The organism is Brevibacterium oceani (assembly GCF_017948325.1).
Classification (GTDB): domain Bacteria; phylum Actinomycetota; class Actinomycetes; order Actinomycetales; family Brevibacteriaceae; genus Brevibacterium; species Brevibacterium oceani.
Map to the genome: position 1 here is coordinate 817,891 of NZ_CP072846.1, position 20,140 is coordinate 838,030.

General features: G+C 66.8%; 18 protein-coding genes. 9 read left to right on the plus strand and 9 right to left on the minus strand.

Annotation, left to right across the window (positions count from 1 at the left end; all coding sequences use genetic code 11):
• The gene (locus tag J9314_RS03510) at positions 1 to 2,484 is read right to left on the minus strand and encodes an HNH endonuclease signature motif containing protein (protein ID WP_210604577.1); all 2,484 of its coding nucleotides are present in this window, start codon (positions 2,482 to 2,484) and stop codon (positions 1 to 3) included.
• Between the two features lie 855 nt (positions 2,485 to 3,339).
• Between J9314_RS03510 and J9314_RS03515 the strand changes: the two genes are divergently transcribed.
• On the plus strand, positions 3,340 to 4,545 hold the full coding sequence (locus J9314_RS03515; protein WP_210604578.1) for an NAD(P)-dependent malic enzyme: 1,206 nt from the start codon (positions 3,340 to 3,342) through the stop codon (positions 4,543 to 4,545).
• A 354-nt stretch (positions 4,546 to 4,899) separates the two neighbouring features.
• On the opposite strand, the gene J9314_RS03520 is transcribed toward J9314_RS03515, so the two are convergent.
• From J9314_RS03520 to J9314_RS03530, 3 genes are all read right to left on the minus strand, one after another.
• The gene (locus J9314_RS03520; protein ID WP_210604579.1) at positions 4,900 to 5,322 is read right to left on the minus strand and encodes an organic hydroperoxide resistance protein; all 423 of its coding nucleotides are present in this window, start codon (positions 5,320 to 5,322) and stop codon (positions 4,900 to 4,902) included.
• Between the two features lie 11 nt (positions 5,323 to 5,333).
• Positions 5,334 to 5,810 (minus strand): MarR family winged helix-turn-helix transcriptional regulator, encoded by a 477-nt coding sequence (locus J9314_RS03525; RefSeq protein WP_210604580.1) that lies wholly within the window; start codon positions 5,808 to 5,810, stop codon positions 5,334 to 5,336.
• Between the two features lie 212 nt (positions 5,811 to 6,022).
• The gene (locus J9314_RS03530; protein ID WP_246490590.1) at positions 6,023 to 7,225 is read right to left on the minus strand and encodes an SPFH domain-containing protein; all 1,203 of its coding nucleotides are present in this window, start codon (positions 7,223 to 7,225) and stop codon (positions 6,023 to 6,025) included.
• A gap of 246 nt (positions 7,226 to 7,471) precedes the next feature.
• Here J9314_RS03530 and J9314_RS03535 point away from each other — a divergent pair, with 246 nt between their 5' ends.
• Positions 7,472 to 8,206 (plus strand): FadR/GntR family transcriptional regulator, encoded by a 735-nt coding sequence (locus J9314_RS03535; RefSeq protein ID WP_210604581.1) that lies wholly within the window; start codon positions 7,472 to 7,474, stop codon positions 8,204 to 8,206.
• On the plus strand, positions 8,206 to 8,988 hold the full coding sequence (gene nagB / locus J9314_RS03540; protein ID WP_210604582.1) for a glucosamine-6-phosphate deaminase: 783 nt from the start codon (positions 8,206 to 8,208) through the stop codon (positions 8,986 to 8,988). The genes J9314_RS03535 and nagB overlap by 1 nt, the downstream gene beginning before the upstream one ends.
• 11 nt (positions 8,989 to 8,999) lie before the next feature.
• On the opposite strand, the gene J9314_RS03545 is transcribed toward nagB, so the two are convergent.
• The 4 genes from J9314_RS03545 to J9314_RS03560 are packed head-to-tail and all read right to left on the minus strand — an operon-like array spanning position 9,000 to position 13,276.
• Positions 9,000 to 9,686, minus strand: coding sequence for an N-acetylmannosamine-6-phosphate 2-epimerase (locus tag J9314_RS03545; RefSeq protein WP_210604583.1), 687 nt, complete (start codon positions 9,684 to 9,686; stop codon positions 9,000 to 9,002).
• The gene (locus J9314_RS03550) at positions 9,686 to 10,738 is read right to left on the minus strand and encodes an ROK family protein (protein WP_246490591.1); all 1,053 of its coding nucleotides are present in this window, start codon (positions 10,736 to 10,738) and stop codon (positions 9,686 to 9,688) included. Before J9314_RS03550 ends, J9314_RS03545 begins: the two co-directional genes overlap by 1 nt.
• On the minus strand, positions 10,735 to 11,652 hold the full coding sequence (locus tag J9314_RS03555; protein WP_210604584.1) for a dihydrodipicolinate synthase family protein: 918 nt from the start codon (positions 11,650 to 11,652) through the stop codon (positions 10,735 to 10,737). The genes J9314_RS03550 and J9314_RS03555 overlap by 4 nt, the downstream gene beginning before the upstream one ends.
• A complete protein-coding gene (locus J9314_RS03560; protein WP_210604585.1) occupies positions 11,645 to 13,276 on the minus strand; it encodes a sodium:solute symporter family protein in 1,632 nt (543 codons plus the stop codon). Before J9314_RS03560 ends, J9314_RS03555 begins: the two co-directional genes overlap by 8 nt.
• Before the next feature lie 372 nt (positions 13,277 to 13,648).
• On the opposite strand from J9314_RS03560, the gene J9314_RS03565 reads away from it, so the two are divergent.
• The 5 genes from J9314_RS03565 (at position 13,649) to J9314_RS03585 (ending at position 18,241) form a co-directional block, all read left to right on the plus strand.
• Complete coding sequence (locus J9314_RS03565) at positions 13,649 to 14,662, plus strand: alpha/beta fold hydrolase (RefSeq protein ID WP_210604586.1); 1,014 nt, start codon at positions 13,649 to 13,651, stop codon at positions 14,660 to 14,662.
• The gene (locus J9314_RS03570) at positions 14,659 to 15,588 is read left to right on the plus strand and encodes a CoA transferase (RefSeq protein WP_210604587.1); all 930 of its coding nucleotides are present in this window, start codon (positions 14,659 to 14,661) and stop codon (positions 15,586 to 15,588) included. The genes J9314_RS03565 and J9314_RS03570 overlap by 4 nt, the downstream gene beginning before the upstream one ends.
• A gap of 119 nt (positions 15,589 to 15,707) precedes the next feature.
• Positions 15,708 to 16,787 carry a glycosyltransferase family 2 protein gene (locus J9314_RS03575; protein ID WP_210604588.1) on the plus strand — a complete coding sequence of 360 codons (1,080 nt, stop codon included), beginning with the start codon at positions 15,708 to 15,710 and terminating at the stop codon, positions 16,785 to 16,787.
• Positions 16,784 to 17,698, plus strand: coding sequence for a hypothetical protein (locus J9314_RS03580; protein ID WP_210604589.1), 915 nt, complete (start codon positions 16,784 to 16,786; stop codon positions 17,696 to 17,698). The genes J9314_RS03575 and J9314_RS03580 overlap by 4 nt, the downstream gene beginning before the upstream one ends.
• An 81-nt stretch (positions 17,699 to 17,779) precedes the next feature.
• On the plus strand, positions 17,780 to 18,241 hold the full coding sequence (locus J9314_RS03585) for a DUF3151 domain-containing protein (protein WP_210604590.1): 462 nt from the start codon (positions 17,780 to 17,782) through the stop codon (positions 18,239 to 18,241).
• Between the two features lie 154 nt (positions 18,242 to 18,395).
• Here J9314_RS03585 and J9314_RS03590 read toward each other — a convergent pair whose 3' ends face one another.
• Entirely contained in the window at positions 18,396 to 18,719 is a 324-nt protein-coding gene (locus tag J9314_RS03590; protein WP_181276436.1) for an ArsR/SmtB family transcription factor, read from the minus strand.
• A gap of 236 nt (positions 18,720 to 18,955) precedes the next feature.
• Here J9314_RS03590 and J9314_RS03595 point away from each other — a divergent pair, with 236 nt between their 5' ends.
• A complete protein-coding gene (locus J9314_RS03595; protein ID WP_210604591.1) occupies positions 18,956 to 20,032 on the plus strand; it encodes an NADH:flavin oxidoreductase/NADH oxidase in 1,077 nt (358 codons plus the stop codon).
• Positions 20,033 to 20,140 lie beyond the last annotated feature (108 nt).

Consider the following 20,140-nt stretch of genomic DNA (forward strand, 5'->3'; position numbering starts at 1 on the left):
TCAGAACGGCGGGGGATCGACCGTGAGGTCGTGGTCCCAGTTCACCTTCTTGGGAACGAACTGGCTGTCCCAGGGGTCGTTAGCCCTGCGGGCCGCGGTCCTCGCGGTGCGCTCGGGCCGCGTGTCCGTTGCTCCGGCACCGGTGCGGGTGGTGCCGTCGTCGGTGCCGCTGGTGCCGTTCCCGCGAGAGTTTCCGGCCGACCCTGTGGGGTCGGTCGTATCCTCGTGGCCGTCGGGGTCGTTGGGGTCGAAAGGGGTGTCCTCGATATCGAGCACCGAGAGGCGGCGCCACTTGACCGCTTGCGGGTACCGGGCGTTCCCGGTCAGCTGCTTCTGCGCCAACGGGTTGATCCCGGCGGGGAGGCAGGGCTGGAAGACAGAGTTCTCCCAGTCGAGGCAGCGCTGCAGCCGCAGCCGTTTCCGGGCAGCGCGCTGCTCTGCGAACGCCCTCGACAGGCGCTGCTCCCGCTCTTCGCGTGCGGCCTGGAGCCGCTTCTTCTCGTCCCGTTCGCGAATCGTCGATTCGCCGGGCATGAGTTCGAGCACCTGCGGTGCAGGCGGAACCATCTCTGTGGGCAGACTCCACCGCTTGAGGCGCAGTTGTGCCAGGGCAGCGATCTCGAGGGCGTGGGCGATGTTGATCGGCTGTTCGGGCGCGACCACCGTGGTCGAGATTCCGTGGCGGAACCTGTACTCGACCTCGCCGGATTTGGGCATTGCGACGCCATACCGGTCGGCGGTCTTGAGCGCGTGATGCTTCTTGCAAAGCGGATGGAGGTTGCCGAACCGGGTCAGACCGCCCTTGGCGGGCGCGAGGTGGAAGAACGGGACGACGTGGTCCATCTCTGCTCGCTCCGCCCGGCGTGAGCAGCCCGGGACGGTGCAGACCGTCCACTGCTCGATGAGGGTTTTCCGCAGATCCTGCGGAACCACGTAGCTCGTGGCCTTTGCATCGATCGGTGTCCCGGTGGCGGGATCGGTGAGGATCCGCTGGATGGACTTCGACCGTCCCGCGATGGTGCGGGCAACCTCGGCGGGTACGGGCGAACCGTCGGCAAACGTTCCGGGCAAGTCCGAGTCGCCGGCGAGGCTGAGGAACGGCACGGTCACGACAGTGGCGGCCTGGTGCGACAGCCACTGCTGGGTCGTGGGCATGCGCAGCTTCACCCAGTACTCCACGGGTCCGCGGTCCTGCTCGTCGGCGCTGAATGCGGAACCGGCAGTTCGGGAGATGTCCGCTCCGGCGGTCCGCTCCGCGACCTTTTTGGCGAAGTCGGCGAGGCCGTCTTCCGTATCCACACCCGGTGAGAGCTCGCCGTTGTCATCGAGCAGCGATGCCTCGCTGGTGTTCTGGAGCCCTGTGACCGGATCGACGGAGACGACCTTGACGTTCAGTTCCGGCACGGGCCGGATGAACAGGTCGTACCTGAGCTGGTCGATGGACCGTCCGTCGCTGACGGTGACCCCGGACGGGAGGTCGAATGCGGCGTTCTTCTTTCCGTGCACGGCCAGTGCCATGCCGGTGATGCGGTCGTAGCTCGAGAAGATCTCGGCCGAGGGGCCGCTGAGAATGAGGCTGGCGGAGCCGTCCTTGTGACCCTCGACGTCGACGCGACGGCGCTTCGTAGCGACCTCGGTCAGATCGGCCGGGGGCACGAGGAGGCTGATCGCCTTGGCCAGCGCCTTGCGCAGGGTCTCGCAGGTGATATCGGCTCGCTTGGTGGCGAGGAAGGCGTCGAGCTCGGGCAGGTGCTCGAACGCCACGTTCGCACACAGCTGGGCGGCGACGTCGACGTGCGCCTGAGTGAACTCGCCGCCGCGCACGCGGTCGGCGAAGCAGGGGAGGCCGTAGAAGATCGTCATCGCCCACGCCATCTGGCGGTTGGTGCGTGCGGCGTTGGTGCCGAGCACCGTCGAGATCTCGACGAGATCTTCCGCGTCCACATTCTCGTAGACCCACTGCGAGAAGCACATGCGGCGGTCGAACGCGGGGAAGTCCGGCAGCGTCGACGCGCTGTCGTCTTCGGCTTCTGCGCTGGCAATCTCGCTCTGAGTGCGAGCGAACGCCTCGTCGAAAGGCAGGATCGCGGTCGAGGGCGCCTCGATCGTCGGGCAACCGGCATCGTCTCCGTGGGCTGCTTCATTGCGCTCGGCCGTGTGGGTGTCGGCCGCGGTCGTGCTGTGCTCGAGATCGGCCGCTGTCTCCGCCTCCTGGGCGAGGCGATCCAGGGTTCCGGCGATCGTCTCGCAGCGGAATGGTGCCGCTCCTTCGGGAACGGCGAACTCGTAGTCGAGGAGGATCTGTTCGAGGACCACGGCGGAAGCCGATTCGAAGACCTCGAAACGGGCGCGGTCGGAGGCCATGGCCGCCTCGGCGAAGTGGGACATGCTCGATTCGAAGCGGATGGCAAAGCGGGGCGAGGCCGCCGTTGTCTCTGTTGCGTCTGCGTTCGACCGGGTCGAACGTGCCTTGGTGCCCTTCATTGCGATTTCACCTGCCTCGGACCTCGTTGTCGGAGAAGTGGAGCTGATTTGAAAAGCTGTTACCACCATGATAGACGATCAAATGGACGATAACAATAGAAAATCTGAAATAGTTTCGAATAAGTCTCGATGACCTGTGACCAGTGAGTTTGTTGTCTGATCATCTTCGCACCCGGCACTGACACGAGAATGATGGCCGGCAGACGCGAACCCGTCGATCACTCGACGTGTGTTCGCCGCCCGCCGAGGCTGCCCGGAGCCCCGGGCCTCGCCGTCGAAGCCGCGCCGGCGAGGCCGCGCCGTCGAAGTCGCGCCGACGAGCCCATAGGTCCGGCCGGGCCGCAGCTGCGCTGGTGCACCCGTTACCTTTTAAATAGCCCCGGAACCCGAGGCCTCGCAGCGCGACCGACCCGGCATGCACCTGGCTAGATCCCGCGGTCGGGAGATCGACGCCGGGCCGGAGGCAAAGAGATCGGAACCCGGCCAAAGGTTCGGAGAACATGCCACCGAAACGAGGGGCAACCTCGGCGAGGGTGGGATTTTCGGGTGAAACAGCTCACCTCATCGGTTATGCTGATCGGGTTGCCGGATGCGACCCATGAGGTCGGTACTCGCCTTCATGCGAGCCGTATCCGCACAGCGCGCAACCGCGGCGCCCTTCACCTAGGGTGATGACCACGGCTCGCGCAGGCGTCACCGCACCATCCTTCACTGGTGACCAGTTCTTCGTTTCGACCGCCTCGGCGCGCCCAATCGGGCGAGTCCGACGTCGTGCCAGCGATGGCCCGCGGTCAGACGATCACTGCCGGCAGCAGAGCATCCGCACTGTCACCGCAACAACCACGAGGATCAATCATGACGACCACTGCCTCCAACTCCACCTCCGCCGACCAGAGCGCGCAGTCGCCCATCACCGATGAGGAGATCTTCGCTGCGCACGAGGGCGGGAAGCTCTCCGCCGAGCTGACGAGTCCGCTCGGGACCCAGCGCGACCTCTCGATCGCCTACACTCCGGGCGTGGCCAAGGTCTGCACCGCGATCAAGGACGAGCCGCAGCTGGCTCGCACGCACACCTGGACCGGCCGGCTCGTCGCGGTCATCTCCGACGGATCGGCCGTGCTCGGCCTCGGAGACATCGGCCCCGCCGCATCGCTGCCGGTGATGGAGGGCAAGTGCGCCCTGTTCAAGTCCTTCTCCGGGCTCAACGCGATCCCGATCGTGCTCGACACCAACGACACCGACGAGATCGTCGAGACCATCGTCCGCATGGCCCCGACCTTCGGCGCGATCAACCTCGAGGACATCTCAGCTCCGCGCTGCTTCGAGATCGAGGATCGAGTCAAGGAAGCCCTCGACATCCCGGTCATGCACGATGACCAGCACGGTACTGCTGTCGTCGTCCTCGCCGCACTGACGAATGCGCTGCGCGTGGTCGACAAGCCCTTCGATTCCATCCGCGTCGTCGTCTCCGGGGCCGGTGCCGCGGGCGTTGCAGTGGTGAAGATCCTCGCCGACGCAGGAGTGAAGGATATCGTCGTTCTCGACTCCAAGGGCGTCGTCGAATCCGGTCGGTCCGACCTCACCGAAACCAAGCAGTTCCTCGCCGAATCGACGAACCCGCGGGGAATCTCCGGCGGGATCGGCGAGGCCCTCGACGGCGCCGACGCCTTCATCGGCGTCTCCGGCGGCACCATCGACGAGGTGCACCTGGAGAACATGGCCGACGACGCGATCATCTTCGCCCTGTCGAACCCCAACCCCGAGGTGGTCCCCGACGTCGCCGCGAAGTACGCGACCGTGGTGGCTACCGGGCGCAGCGACTTCCCGAACCAGATCAACAACGTCCTCGCGTTCCCCGGGATCTTCCGCGGTGCGCTCGACGCCGATGCCAGCGAGATCACCGACGATATGAAGCTCGTCGCGGCCCGTGCGATCGCCGATCTCGTCGGCGATGACCTGCGTCCCGATTACGTCGTGCCCGGTGCGCTCGATTCGCGTGTGGCTCCGGCCGTCGCCGAGGCGGTCGAGAAGTCCGCGTTGGAGGCGATGGCCGAGCGCTGACGGTTCGATCGGGTGAGCCTTCGGTGGGGTCGGCCTGATCTTCGCCGAGGTAGCCGGGCCGTTCCAGTGAAAAGGGCGGGCGAGGAAGTTTCGACTTCCTCGCCCGCCCTTTTGGGCATCCCTCTCCGTTGGCGCCAATTCCACCCGGTAATGGAGCATCACTCACCGTGAGCGTCAAAACCTCCCGCAGAAACGGGACGGGGTGAGGCTAATGGTGAGGGATGGTGTCGGTGGGCGGGAGCTCGGCGCGCTCGACTCGCAGTCGAGGGGGCCAGATCGGGACCGAGCCTGAACACGGCCGAGGGGCGGGTGAAGATTTCTCTTCGCCCGCCCCTCGGCTCTGTTCGGCGACGGTCAGTCGTCGGTGACGGTGATGGTCACGTCGATGTTGCCGCGGGTGGCATTGGAGTACGGGCAGACCAGGTGGGCCTTGTCGGCGAGTGCCTGGGCCTCGGGCTTGTCGAGGTGCGGGAGGGTGACCTCGAGTTCGACGGCGAGTTGGAACCCGCCCTCATTGTTCTTGCCGATGCTCACGCGTGAGCCGACGGCCGAGTCGTCAACGTTCGCATTGGCCTGACCGGCCACGAGGCGCAGCGCCGAGTGATAGCAGGCGGCGTAGCCGACGGCGAAGAGCTGTTCAGGATTCGTGCCGTTGCCGCTGCCGCCCATCTCTGTGGGCGTCGCGAGATCGACGTCGACCTTTCCATCGTTCGTGCGACCGTGGCCGTCGCGGCCTTCGCCGGTGGCCAGGGCTTCTGCGGTGTAGAGAGCCTTCATGATTCTTCCTTTCATCGGTGGTGCAGTGTGGGTTTGTGGGTGGGTGCTTGATTCCCGCGGAGGTTGCTTGTCAGTGTGCGCAGAGTTTCCAGCAGCCCGGGCAATGCGTCGGGATCGAGCTGCGTGCGCGCTCCGATTCGAGCAGGCACGCATTCGGCGAGCTCCTTGGCCGCCGCGCCCTCAGAAGTCGGGCGGACGAAGACGCTGCGCGAGTCTTCGGCTGAGCGGTGTCGTGTGATGAACCCGAGCTTCTCGAGCCTGGAGAGGAGAGGTGAGAGCGTGCCCGAATCCAGCTGCAGGCGCTCGCCGAGGCGCTTGACCGTCACGCCCTCCAGCTCAGCATCGTTCTCCCACAGTACGAGCATGACCAGGTACTGCGGATACGTGATGCCGAGTTCGGCGAGCAGATCCTTGTACGACACAGTCATCGCACGCGACGCCGAATACAGGGCGAAGCAGAGCTGCCTGTCGAGATCGAGCGGGTTCATATGACAATAGTTGCACACAATTCAATTGTGTACAACCAATATGTCGGGACGACCTCGAATTCATTGAAGGGCGGGAGTGGATGGCGCTGAGGCGTGCTGAATACGACTGAGGGGCGGGCGAAGATCTCTCCTCGCCCGCCCCTCAGTGGCCTGGCGTGCGATGCTCCTGCGGCTATCGTCCGCTCGGCCCGTGAGGCGGGGTCAGTGGCCGGTCACTGCTGCGGATTCTGCGGCGGCTGACCGTTCGGCGGCTGCTGGCCGTTCGTCCACTGCTGGGCGATCGACTGCGCTCGCGACTTCAGCGACTGCGCCTCTGACTGGCCGGAGCCTTGACCGTACCTGTCGCCCGATCCGTGGCCGGAGCCCTGACCGTACCCCTCGCCCGCGCCCTGCCCGGACCCGCTCGAACTCGGCGGGGTCGACGGCTGCGGCGGCACGCTGCGGCGCTCTGAACCGTGGCTCGAACCATACCGGCTCTCTGGCGCGGCCAAGCCCGCCCCATCCTCGGCGGCATTGGCGGCGAACAGGGCGTTCCTGATCTCCTGCCCCATCTCACCCAGGCCCCCCGGGTTCGAGGGCATGAACAGCACGTTCGACCGCCCCTCCTGGGCGACGTTCTGCATGGTGTCGAAGTACTGGGTCATCATCAGCAGCTGCTCGGCCGTCTTGTCGATTCCCACCTCCTGCAGCTTCGCATACTGCTCGGCGATGCCGGTGGCGATCGCCTTGCGCTGAGCGGCCACACCCTCACCGTGCAGGCGCATCGCCTCGGACTCGGCCTGAGCCTGCGTGACGCGCTTGATTTTGTCCGCCTCGGCGAGCGACTGCGCGGCGACTCGGTCGCGCTGGGCGGCGTTGATCGAGTTCATCGAATCGCGCACCTTCGGATCCGGGGTGATGTCCGTGACCAGGGTGCTGACGATCTTGAAGCCGTAGCGCTTCATCGACTCGGACAGTCGGCGCTCGACGTTTTCAGCGATGTCGTCCTTCGATTCGAACGCCGTGTCCAGGGTCAGCCCCGACAGAGCTGAACGGACGGTGTCGAAGACATAGGAGCGGATCTGCTCCTCGGAGTTCGCCAGCCGGTAGTAAGCATCGGCGACATTGTCTTCCTCGACGACGTACTGAACGGCGACGGGAACGGTGACGAAGACGTTGTCCTTCGTCTTCGACTCGATGTTGACCTCGAGCTGCTGGACGCGCAGCGAGATCGGGCGGCTGAGCGTCTCGATGAGCGGCAGCTTCGTGTTCAGCCCCGGCTTCGCGACCTTCTTGAACTTGCCGAACCGTTCGACGACGACGTTCTCCTGCGTCTTCACCGTGAAGAACATGCTCGTGCGCAGTTTGCCGAAGAGCAGAACGGCGACGACGAGGATGACGATGACTATGGCGATGGTGACCGCGAGTCCAGTCATGACTACTCCCATGGGTCGTGTTTGTCGGCCGCGCGGCGACCGCTGATGTCTACCACCCTAGTAGTCCGACGCCTTCCCGTATATGACAAGGCCGTATGCCGGGACTGCGGGCAAGGGCGAGATTGACGTGGGGATCGGCCGGCGGCGACCGGGAATCGGGCCTGTGGATTCGGCCTCACGCAGGCGAACATCTGATGTCAGACGTATACTGGAGACTCAGTCCAGAACGATCGGCGGAGGGTGCCCATGACGGAGACGACAGCGACCGGACGGAAGGTCACGACCTCCGATCGGATCAAGGATCTCATCCTCGCAGACGGACTGCGCCCCGGCGACCTCCTGCCCACCGAAGGCGAACTGTGCACCCGCCTCGGCGTCTCCCGATCCAACGTCCGCGAAGCCATCCGCAAGCTCACGACCCTCGACATCGTCGACGTCCGCCACGGTCACGGCACCTACGTCGGCCAGGGCTCCCTCGACGCCCTCGTCGAGGCGCTCGTCTTCCGGGGAGTGCTCAGCCCGGGCGACGACCTCGACGCATTGCGCGACGTCGTCGACGTCCGCACTGCGCTCGACCGCGGAATGTCCGACCAGATCGTCGAGGCTCTGGCCGGCACCTCGAACCCCGATCTGCACGCCCTGGTCGACGAGATGGTCGCCATGGCCGCCGCAGGCAAGAGCTTCCCGCAGCAGGACCGCGCCTTCCACACCGGGCTGCTGGCGACGCTGGGCAACTCCCTCGTCGGCCAGCTCGTCGCCGCGTTCTGGGACGTGCACACCGCGGTCCTGCCGCGACTCAACGTCGCCGTCGCCTCCGATCTCGAGCAGACCGCCCGGGCGCACGGGCTCATGCTCGACGCTGCGGAAGCCGGCGATGCGGACGCCTTCCGCGCCGCGATCACCTCCCACTACGAACCGATCGTGCGGGCACTGGAAAACGAAACCGGGGGAGCGGCGTCGGACGAAAGGGCTGAGAACTGATGGAGGTCGTCATTGCCGAAGAGCGCACCCTGGCCGAACTTGCCGCCGACGCTGTCGAGAGGCTCCTGCACACCGAGGCGGCACCGGTCCTCGGACTGGCCACCGGTTCCAGTCCGCTGCGCATCTACGACGAACTGACCAGTCGCCATACGAACGACGGCCTGTCCTTCGCTCATGCGCAGGCCTTCATGCTCGACGAATATGTCGGCATCGCCGACGACCATCCCCAGCGCTACCGCAACGTCATCGACGCCCAGATCGCCGCCCGAGTCGACTTCGCCCAGGGAGCCGTCCACGGACCCGAGGGATCGGCTGCGGATCTCGCGGCCGCCTCGGCGGAGTATGAGGAGGCGATCGCCGAGGTGGGTGGAATCGATCTGCAGATCCTCGGGATCGGCACCGACGGTCACATCGCGTTCAACGAACCCGGATCGTCGCTGGCCTCGCGGACGCGAGTGAAGACGCTGACGAAGCAGACGCGCCTCGACAATGCACGGTTCTTCGACGGAGATGTCGACCAGGTGCCCCCGCTGTGTCTGACCCAGGGTCTGGGCACGATCATGGAGGCGAAGCACCTCGTCCTCATCGCCACAGGAGGCACCAAGGCCGAGGCGGTGCACCAGATGATCGAAGGGCCGATCTCGGCGATGTGGCCGGCGACGGTGCTGCAGATGCACCCGCACGTGACCGTGCTCATCGACGATGCGGCGGCCTCACGGCTGCAGCTGGCCGACTACTATCGCCATTCCTACGCGAACAAGCCGGACTGGCAGCACCTCTGAGAGACGGCTCCTCAACCTTCGACGGCCTCGGCGAACCAGGACGAGATCGTCGCCGGGTGGGTGATCGCGGTGCCGACGACGACCGCCTCGGCGCCGGCTTCACGGGCGGCGGCCGCCTGCGCGGGGGAGTGGATGCGGCCCTCGGCGACGAGGAACCGGCCCAGCCCGGCATCGCGGATATCGCTGATGAGCTCAAGGTCTGGTCCGTCGGTCGCCCCGCGCTCGCCGGTGTAGCCGGCCAGGGTCGTGCCGATGATGTCGGCACCGGCGTCGGCCGCGGCCAGAGCGTCATCGAGGCTGCCGCAATCGGCCATGACCAGAGCATTCGTCCGGTCGTGGAGGCGGCCGATCGTCTCGGCCAGACTCAACCCGTCGGGGCGTTCGCGCCGGGTTCCATCGAGGGCGACGATGTGGGAACCGGCCAGAGCAACGGCGTAGGCGTGCTGGAACGTCGGCGTGATGACGACGCCTTCCCTGCCGTCCTTCCACAGTCCGATGACGGGAACCTCGACGGCCGATCGCGTCGCCTGGATGTCGCCGAGACCCTGTACGCGCACGGCTGCCGCACCTCCGGTGACCGCCGAGGCAGCGATCTGCGCCATCGTCTTCGGATCGCGCATGGGCTCGCCGGGATAGGCCTGCACGGAGACGATGAGCCGTCCGTGCAGTGCCGTGAGTATCTCGGTCTTCGACAGCATCAGTGAGACTCCTTCTTCGTATCCGTGCGTGGGGTGCTCGTGCCGGTGCGTTGCGTGTACGTGCCGGTGCGTGGGGCGAATCCGTCTGCCCACAGTCCTGCCGCGCCGATGAGGGCGGCGTCCTGTCCCAATTCTGCCTTCCGCAGGCTCAGGCCGGCTGTGGCGGGGATGAGTTCGGCGGCGAAGGCATCGCGGAGGGGTGCCCACCAGGTCTGGTCCATCTCGGTGAGGCCGCCGCCGACGACGATGACCTCGGGAGAGAGGACGTTCGCAATGCCGCCGAGTGCCGACCCCAGGGCACGTGCCCCGATATCGAAGGCACGAACGGCGAGATCATCCCCCGCCGAGGCGGCCGCCGCCAATGCGCGGGTGTCGGCCGGCGCCGAGGTGCATGCGCCAAGCTGCGCCGAGGTGGTGGTGTCTTCGTCTCGCACCAACCGCTGGTAGGTGGCGAGGATGGCCGGGCCCGAGGCGATGGCCTCGACGTGTCCGTTGCCCCCACACGGACAGGCCAGCCCGGCGGCAGCGGCGACCGGGACATGCCCGATGTGCCCGGCAGCGGCATTTCGCCCGGTGAGCAGGCGTCCGTCGGTGATGAAGCCGCCGCCGATGCCGGTGCCGACCGCGACGAGCAGCGAACTGCTCGAGTCGCGGGAGGCTCCGGCGCGAGCCTCACCGAGTGCATGAGCGTGGACATCGTTGACGGCGCGGACCGGCAGCCCGGTGCGGGCCGAGAGTTCGGCGGTCAGTTCGGTGCCGGCCCAACCGGACAGTGAATCCGTTGCGGAGATGACGATGCCGCTCGCGGGATCGATGACCCCGGCCGCACCGACGCCGATACGCCACATGAGGTCTGAGGCGGTGCCACGCGAACCCGACGCATCCGCGATGACGGCGGCGGTCACCTCGGCGATGGTGTCGAGGACGGCATCGGCGCCCGCGGTCGCCGGGGTCGGCACGCCGCGCACGTGCGCGAGACGTCCGTCGATGACGGAACCGGCACGGATCTTCGTGCCTCCGACATCGACGGCGACGGTGGCGGGCAGGGTCACAGCAGTCCTGCGGCGGTGATGATCTCGCGGACGCGGTCGGTTTCGGCGGCGTCGAGCGCCTCCATCGGTTCGGCCATCCGGTTCGAGCCGATGACGCCCATGAGCTGCAGCGCAGTCTTGAACCCGCCGAGACCGGCCGCACCCGCAGACACGCGTCCCGGCGTGGCGGCGCCGGTGATGTCGAACAGGCGCGCCAAGCGATCCTGTTCGGCCACCGCGCTCGCCCAGTCACCGGCCTTCGCTGCATCGTAGACGCGCACGTACCCGGCCGGGTCGACATTGCCGAGGCCGGGGACGATTCCTGCCGCGCCGCCGAGCATCGCCCCGTCGGTGACGACCTCGTGGCCGGTGAACACGGCGAAGTTCGGCAGATCCCGCGTCGCCAGGAGCAGACGTCGGAAGCCGACGTCGTCACCGGAGGAGTCCTTGACCCCGGCGATGACGCCCTCCTGCGCGAGGCGGACGAGGACATCGAGCGGCATCTTCATGTGCGTGCGCACGGGCACGTCATAGGCGAAGACGGGCACGCTGACATGGGCAGCGATCGCACGCAGGTGCCGCTCCACCTCGGCGGCGTCGGACAGGGCATAGAACGGAGTGGTGACCACGACCGCGTCACCGCCGATGGCCAGCAGACGGTCGGCCTCATCGCGGGTGCGGGTCGTCGTCTGCTCGCTGATGCCCACGAGGACGGGCACCCGTCCGTCCGCGGCTTCGATCGCCGTCGACAGCACGAGGTCGCGTTCGGCGTTCGTCAGGTACGGGACTTCACCGGAGGAACCGAGCGCGAAGATGCCGTGCACCCCGCCATCGACGAGGTGGTCGACGAGGGCGGCGATGCCGGCCCGGTCGATCTCGCCGTCCTCGGTGCGCGGGGTCAGCAGCGGGGGGATGATTCCGTGGAAGTCAGTCATGGTTCTTTCCTTGCGTATCGTTCGTGTGTGCCGTCGCCGAGGCGGCGGTGGCCGGGGAGGCGGTGACCGCCTCGGCGGGGGTGGTGGGCCGAGTCGGAACTCGGCGGGTGTAGGCGGCGCGCTTGCCGTAGATCGTCAGCGGAAGCACATCGTGACCGGTCCGGCCGCGCCGCATCGCGCCGGTGAGCAGCGAGACGAGGTAGCCGAAGACCAGGGCGCCGATGAACGCGACGGTCGAGACCATGAACGGTGTGAGCCCAGCCTGCTCCTGGACGATCCATGCCACGCCGGCACCGAGGACGAGCCCGCCGAGCACGCCCGAGGTGTTCGCCCGCTTCGTGAAGATGCCGAGTGCGAACACTCCGGCCAGCGGGACGCCGAAGAGCCCGGTGATCGAGAGGAACAGGTCCCATGTCTGAGCCTGGTCGGTCGCCGAGAGGTAGAGCGCGACCCCGACGGACAGGGCGCCGACGATGACGATGACGGCGCGGGAGAAGCCGACCCCGGTGCGGGGCGCCCCGTCCTTGGGTGGGAAGAAGCGGTCGCGGATGTCGACGGTCACGCATGCGGAGATCGAATTGAGGCTCGAGGGGATCGTCGACTGTGCCGCGGCGAAGATCGCGGCGATGAGCAGACCCGAGATGCCGGCCGGCAGTGCGGTGACCGCGAAGTAGGGCACCAGCGCCGAGGTGTTGAAACCTTCCGGCAGGGACTCCGAATGCTGGTAGAAGCTGTAGAGGACGGTGCCGATTCCGTAGAAGAGGGGAATCGTCAGGAGCGCGAGGAAGCCGTTGACTATGAGCGAACGGGCCGTCGACTTCGGGGAGTCCGTGGTCTGGTAGCGCTGGACGACGTCCTGGCTCGCGGTGTACTGGTGCAGGTTGTTGAACACCGAGCCGAGGAAGACGATCGGGATCGCCGCGGCCGCTCCGCCGAACTTCCAATTGTCCGCGGAGATGAACTTGTCAGCGGCTGCGGCATCGGAGACGACCGTGGCCAGACCGCCGTCGAGGGCCATGATGCCGAAGACGAGGATGACTCCCGCACCGACGAGGAGGATGATGCCCTGGACGACATCGGACCAGATGACACCCTCGATGCCGCCGAGGAAGGTGTAGACGACCGAGAGCACGCCGACGGCCCCGGCGACGAGCGCTGGGTTGATGTCGGTGACCGAGCTGATGGCCAGGGTCGGCAGATAGATGACGATGGCGACGCGGCCGATGTGGAAGAGGACGAAGAGGACAGAGCCGAGCACGCGGATGCTCGGCCCGAAGCGCTCTTCGAGGTACTCATAGGCCGTGGTGACCTCGAGTTTGCGGAAGAAAGGGATGTAGAAGATGACGAGCAGCGGGACGATCGCGAAGATCGCGATGTTGCCGGCCGCGTATGACCAGTCGCTGAGGAAGGCCTGCTCCGGCGTGGACATGTAGGTGATCGCCGACAGCGTCGTCGCGTAGATCGAGAAGCCCGCCGCCCATGCCGGGATCCGCCCGCTGGCCTTGAAGAACTCCTCTGTTCCTCCGCTGGCTCGCCGGGTGAACCAGACGCCGATGCCGAGGGTGGCCAACAGATAGATGATGATCACGGCCCAATTGAGGCCGCCGAGTCCCGGAGCGTCCATGCTCCCTCCTCAAATTCGTAGGGGACCGAAGCGCGAGGTCCCGACTGATACAGCAGACACCGATACATAAGACGTATGATGTCCTATGTTTAGAATCTACGGGAATGTGCCGTGCGGCACAACCTCAATGTGCCGTGCGGCACAACCTCGAATCGCGACGGCGAACCGTTTATTCAGGTGTGGCGAACTGTTCGCCCGGGTGAGGGCGGGTGCGCCGTTCGCCCGGGTGAGGGCGGGGTGCTGTCAGGCGCATCATTGAACTGCTCACCGGCTTCATGTACGTTCGTTCAGGACCGGCCTGTCAGAACCGCTGATCCTCGGTTCGGATGAGGCACCTTCGCGACGAGACACCTTCAGCGAGGAGGGTGACGCATGACGTCATCGACAACCGATGGGAACCAGGACGGGGCGCCGTCTGGCGGTGGGAACCGCGACGAGCACCGCCTCGGGTTTCCGTTCGACAATGCCTCAGTGGCAGGGCGCCTGCAGGAGCTGCCCGCTACGGCTGCGGCCGAAGCGCTCACGGTGACGACGTCGCAGGGGGAGTTCAGCGCCTTCCGTGCGACGCCGGCGCAACCTGACCCCAGCCTCGGCGATGCGGTTCTCGTGCACGGGTGGCCGGAATACGCCTCGTGCTGGGAGGAGACGGCCGCGGGTCTCCTCGCGCAGGGGATGAGTGTCTTCGCCTATGACCAGCGAGGATATTCGCCGGGCGCGCGTCCCGACGGCGTCGAGGATTACGCGGTCTCGCAGCTGGTCGGCGACCTCGCCGAGGTGACCCGTGCCGCCGGAATCGAGCGTTTCCACCTCGTCGGCCACGATTGGGGCGGCGTGGTCGCATGGCCGTTCGTCGCGAACCATCCGCAGCGCCTGCACACCTGCACCGTCGTCTCGACCCCGCACCCGAAGGCGCTGGGCCGGCAGCTGAAGACCGATGACGAGCAGTATGCCCGGATGGAATATATGCGCTCGATCCAGGACCACCCCGAGGCGGTGGCGAACTCCCTGCTGCGCAATGACGGTGAGCGGCTCATCGGACTCTATGGCGGCGCGGTGCCTGGCGACCTCGCCGCCTCGTATGTGGAGCGCTTCTCCGAGCCGGGTACGTTCGTCTCCGTGCTCAAGTACTACCAGGCGATGGCGCTGGACGAGCGGATGCCGAGCACGCCGATCACCGTGCCCACGAGTTTCATCTGGGGCAGCGAGGATGTCGCCTTCACGCGGACCACCGCGGAGCTCAGTGCCCACTGGGTCGAGGGGCCCTACCGGTTCGTTCCGCTCGAAGGCGCATCGCACTGGCTGCCCGAATCGCACCCGGACGACATCGTCGCGGTCGTGGTGGAAGGGGCGCGGGAGTACGCCGACGAAGGAGATCAGGAACGATGAGCACAACCCAGCCCTTGGACGGAATCACAGTGATCTCGCTGGCGGGCAACCTGCCCGGGCCCTTGGCAGCAGCGCGTCTGAGCGCCCTCGGGGCACACGTGATCAAGGTCGAGCCGCCGGCCGGCGATGCCCTCGAGGCCGGCGTGCCTGCGTACTATGCGGAACTGACTGCAGGGCAGGAGATCCTCACGCTCGACCTCAAAAATGATGCTGATTTCGGGCGGTTGAGGGACCTCGCCGCCGAGGCGGACATGCTGCTCACCGCCATGCGACCGAAGGCTGCTGCCGCACTCGGTCTGCCCGACCTCGTCGACGAGCATGAACTCGTCCATGTCGAGATCGTCGGCTTCGCCGGTGACCGCGCCGATGTCCCCGGCCATGACCTCACCTACCAGGCCGCGCACGCCACGCTGGTGCCCGGGCACATGCCGACGATCCCCGTCGCCGACGTACTCGGCGGTGAGCATGCCGCACTCGAAGCGCTCGCCGGGCTGCGGGAGCGGGACGTGCGCAGGGGAGCCGATGTTGAGGCTGGTGCCGGCGGATCGGGCAGTACGGGCTCGGGTGGCGCGGGCGCGGGCAACGCGAGCGCGGGTGGCGCGGGAGACGGCACTGCACGGCGCGGGATCGTTCGGCGGGTCGTCCTCGACGAAGCCGCCGGATGGGCGGCAGGGGCTGCACGGCATGGTCTCAGCTCACCGGGCGGCCACCTCGGCGGGGGAACTCCCTTCTATCGGACCTACGCCACGGCCGACGGTCATGTCGCGGTCGCCTGTCTGGAGCCGCACTTCGCGAAGGCGCTCGCCGCGGCCCTCGGATCGGATCATGAAACGCTCGAACGCGCCTTCGCCGCAGAGCCCACCGCCCACTGGGTGGCCTTCGCGGCAGAATACGACCTGCCGATCGAGCCGATCGTCGAAAGGTGAGCCGATCGTCTAAGGCTCAGCTCCTCGACGGAAGGTGACCGCCTCTGCGTGCCCGCCCACCCGCCCACCTGAGCGCCCCCTCAAGACCGCGCCCGCGCGCGTGTGACAAGATTGAGGGCGTGTCGAAAGTACTTGAGATCCTGACCCCGGAGGGTCTGCCGCCGCTGGCCGAGAAGCCCGGCGTCTCCTACATCATGCCGGTCCTCAACGAGGCCGAGCACATTCGGCAGGCGATCACCACGATCCTCGCCCAGGACTACGACGGGGACAAGGAAGTCGTCCTCGCCCTCGGTCCCTCGACCGACGACACGAACGCCATCATCGCAGCCATGGCCGCGACCGACTCCCGGATCCAGACCGTCGACAACCCGCAGGCAGCGACCCCGATCGGACTCAACCTCGCGATCGGCGCGACCCACCACCCGGTGATCATCCGCGTCGACGCGCACTCCGGACTCAGCTCCGACTACACGCAGCAGGCCATCGACACCCTGCGTGAGACGAAAGCCGCGAACTGCGGCGGGCTGATGCTCGCCCGCGGCAAGACCTCCTTCCAGAAAGCCGTGGCCCGGGCCTACATGTCCCCGGTCGGCCTGGGTGGTCCCGCCTACCACTCCGGCGACGAAGCCGGGGAAGCCGAGTCCGCCTACCTCGGCGTCTACCGGCGCGAGGTCTTCGAAGCCCTCGACGGTTTCGACGAAGGCATCAAACGCGGACAGGACTGGGAACTCAACCTGCGCATCCGCACCGCCGGCGGTCGCATCTGGTTCAACCCGGACATGCGGGTCACCTATTGGCCGCGCGGAACCTGGTCGAAGATCGCCCAACAGTTCTGGGCCACCGGCATCTGGCGCGCCGAACTCATCCGTCGCTACGGAGGGAAGAACTCCCTGCGCTACTTCGCCCCGCCGATCCTCGTGCTCGGCATGGGTGCCGCCGTCATCGAAACCCTGCTCCAGCTGAGCGGTACGACGAAGAAGTGGCCGAAGTTCCTCCGCCGCTTCACCTCACTCATCCACGTCCCCAGCTTCGGCTACATCGCGGGAATCCTCGCTACCGCCTCGGCGGCGAAGGACTGCGGGCGTCGCGAACGATTCTGGTTCGGCATCGTTCTGCCCACCATGCACCTGTGCTGGGGTGCCGGATTCCTCAAAGGCCTGGTCACCGGCGCCGGAACGACGAAGGACAGCAGCCGATGAGCAAGAAGAAGCGCAGGCTGGACAAGGACCGCTACGGCCGCAGCTTCACCGATCCGCTGCCCTCGGTCGACCCCGAAGCACGCGAGCGAGTCCCCGTGCCCGACCGCCCCGAGCCGAAGAAATTCAACGCACCCCTATGGGCCGGCGGGATCGTCGTCCTCCTCGTCATCGGCGTCGTCGCGGTCAACGTCTTCGGATCGAAGGATCGGCTGACCGTCGATTCTCTCAACCCGCCGGCCGTGGCCGCGCTCGACGGCGGGTCCGCGGTGTACCCGGCGAACTCGAAGCGCGCCTTCACCGAGAACGTGAAGTTCGGCTACCTGCCAGCCCCGACCCTGGCTCGGCTCAGCGACGGCACGATCGTCGCCGCAAACCCGGAGACCGCGACCGAGGCGATGGGGCTGAAGAAGAACCTCGACGAACTCACCGCCGCCGAATTCTCCGACGCCACGATCACGCCCCCGCGCAAGGACACCGAGTCCGGCGAGACGATGACCTGGGATGACCTCGTCGACGAGGTCGGCGGGGATACCGTCATCATGCCCGAGATCGACACCGCCGAGGTGGCCGGCCCCGCGCTGAAGACCATCACCGAGGCGGAGCTGACCGACTCGACCATCGTGCGCACCGATGACGCCGAGGTGGCCCGTGCCGCAGCCGACGCCGGCGTTGACGCGATGTTCACCGGGGACTACGCCTCGACGTCACCCGATGACCTCAGCGGTGCCGGCTATACCGCGGTCGCCGTCGCTTCGGACGCCGTATCGACCTGGTCTGAAGAGGACCTCGACGTGTGGGCCACCGACGCGAAGAGCAAGAAGCAGCTCGACGGCCTCGCCGACGAGGGCGCCACCGGTGCGCTGAGCACGAACCCGTACAAGGTCCTGCCCTCTGAGATGAAGACCGACTGATACCGGTGCTGGGGCAGGGAGCCGCCTCGGCGCGATGATGACCACGACCCTGACGACGAACCTCGACGAAAAGGAGACGCTATGACCCAGCCGATCGGAAACCCCTCGCACATCGGGAACCTCGACGCGAGCCAGCTCGGCCCGCAGCCGACCTACCTGCCCGAGGACCACCCGGATGTTGAAGCGAAGAAGCGCATCGACGCCGGTGAGGAGCCCATCGACGTCGCGGCAGCCCTGCCCGCCTCATCCCTGGCATGGGCCGAACTCGCCGATGAGGCACACACGGAAGGCCGCCTCGTCGACGCCTACGCCTATGCGCGTGTGGGCTACCACCGCGGACTCGACGCCCTGCGTGCCGCCGGATGGCGCGGCGCCGGCCCGATCCCGTACTCGCACGAGGTCAACCGCGGGTTCCTCCGCGCGCTCTACGCCCTCGGTCGCGCCGCCGGCGCGATCGGCGAGCGCGAGGAAGCTGCCCGCATCGAAGAGTTCCTGCACTCATCCGACCCGACCGCCGTCGAGGCCATCGGCCGCGGGGAGTGAGCGGAGACCTTCTTCGAGCGGACGGCTAGATTTCGGCACATTCTGCGACAGAATGCCCTGGTTGCGAACCGGGCCATCTGTCGCAGACTGTGCCGCTTTTCTTTGAGGGATGGAGCCTGTGAGGCACCGCCGCGCAGGCTCGCGGTGACGACGCTCAGGTTTCGGCGCGCTCGATGGCCTGGGCCGCGAAGACCGCGTCGAGGAGGCCGGGGAACCGGGCATCGAGGTCGTCCTTGCGCAGAGTGTTCATGATCTTCGTACCCTCGTACTCCTGCCGGATCACGCCGGCCTCACGCAAGGTGCGGAAGTGGTAAGTCGCCGTCGACTTCGACACGGGAAGCTCGAAGGTCGCACACGCGTGATCGCCGAAGGCATCGTTGAGCTTGCAGGCGACGGTGCGGCGAACCGGGTCGGCCAGTGCGGCCAGGACGGTGTCGAGTCGCATCTCGTCCCGACTGGGGTGTGCCAGTGTGCGCATTCGAGGGCCTCCTTTCGCCCGTGAGGTCGCTGTTCTCATCGTGTCGGGGACACTCCGATCGTCTCGGAAGCGGTCGTAGTCGTGTCTGCTTCTGCCTCCATTGTACGAGATATTTGGTAGTACGAATTATCTCGTAGTATCGTGTCAGTTCGAAGTACGAAGATTCTCAAACTTCCAACCGCATACTCCCGACCGAATACTCCCGCACGAACTTCTCGACACGATTCCGAGGTCTTATGTCTCATCTGCTGTTCGAACCGCTCACCCTGCGCGGCCTGACTTTCCGCAACCGGATCTGGGTGCCGCCGATGTGCCAGTACTCGGTGACCCGCGAAGACGGCGTTCCCGCCCCCTGGCACACCGTCCACTACGGTTCGATGGCCCGCGGCGGAGCAGGCGCCGTCATTGTCGAGGCCACTGGAGTCGTCCCCGAAGGGCGAATCTCGGCCCGTGACCTCGGTTTGTGGAACGACGAACAGCGCGACGCCTTCGTCCCCATCGTCGACTTCCTGCACTCACAGGGTGCTGCCGCCGGCATCCAGCTCGCGCACGCCGGTCGCAAGGCCTCCACCTTCCCGGAGTGGGGCACTGACCGGTCCGGCAGCCTTCCCGAGAGTGAGGGCGGATGGCAGACCGTCGCCCCGTCGGCGCTGGCCTTCGAGGGGCTCGCCGAACCTCGCGCGCTCACTGAATCCGAGATCGCCGAGGTGGTCCGGGCCTTCGCTGCGTCGGCTCGCCGGTCGATGGAAGCCGGTTTCGACTTCGTCGAGATCCACGCCGCCCACGGATACCTGCTCCACGAATTCCTGTCCCCGCTGAGCAACACCCGCACCGACTCGTACGGCGGCTCGCCTGAGAACCGTGCCCGGCTGCTCCTCGAGGTCGTCGACGCCACCCGCGCCGAGGTGGGTGACGAGGTGCCCGTGTTCGTGCGCCTGTCCGCCACCGACTGGACCGAAGGCGGGCTGAGCCTCGACGACACCATCGAACTCGCCGGCTGGCTCAAGAGCCACGGCGTCGACCTCATCGACGTCTCCTCCGGCGGCAACGTCCTGGCGCAGATCCCCGTCGGCCCCGGCTATCAGACGACGCTGGCTGCCGGGATCCGCGAGCGAGCCGATATCCCGACTGCCGCGGTCGGGCTCATCAATGAGCCGTTCCAGGGCGAGCACATTCTGGCCACCGGTCAGGCCGACGCGATCCTCGTCGGACGCGAATACCTGCGCGACCCGAACTTCGCACTCCGGGCCGCCGATGCCCTGCGCTTTGACATCGACTACCGGCCGGCGCAGTACCACCGCGCGTATAGCTGAGCCTCTGACTCAGTCGGCGGCAGAGCCGTCGTTTCGATCCCCGTGGTGGTGAGCAATCGCACCACGGGGACCGATTGTGCCCAGGCCCGAAGCGGAGTAGAACAATAT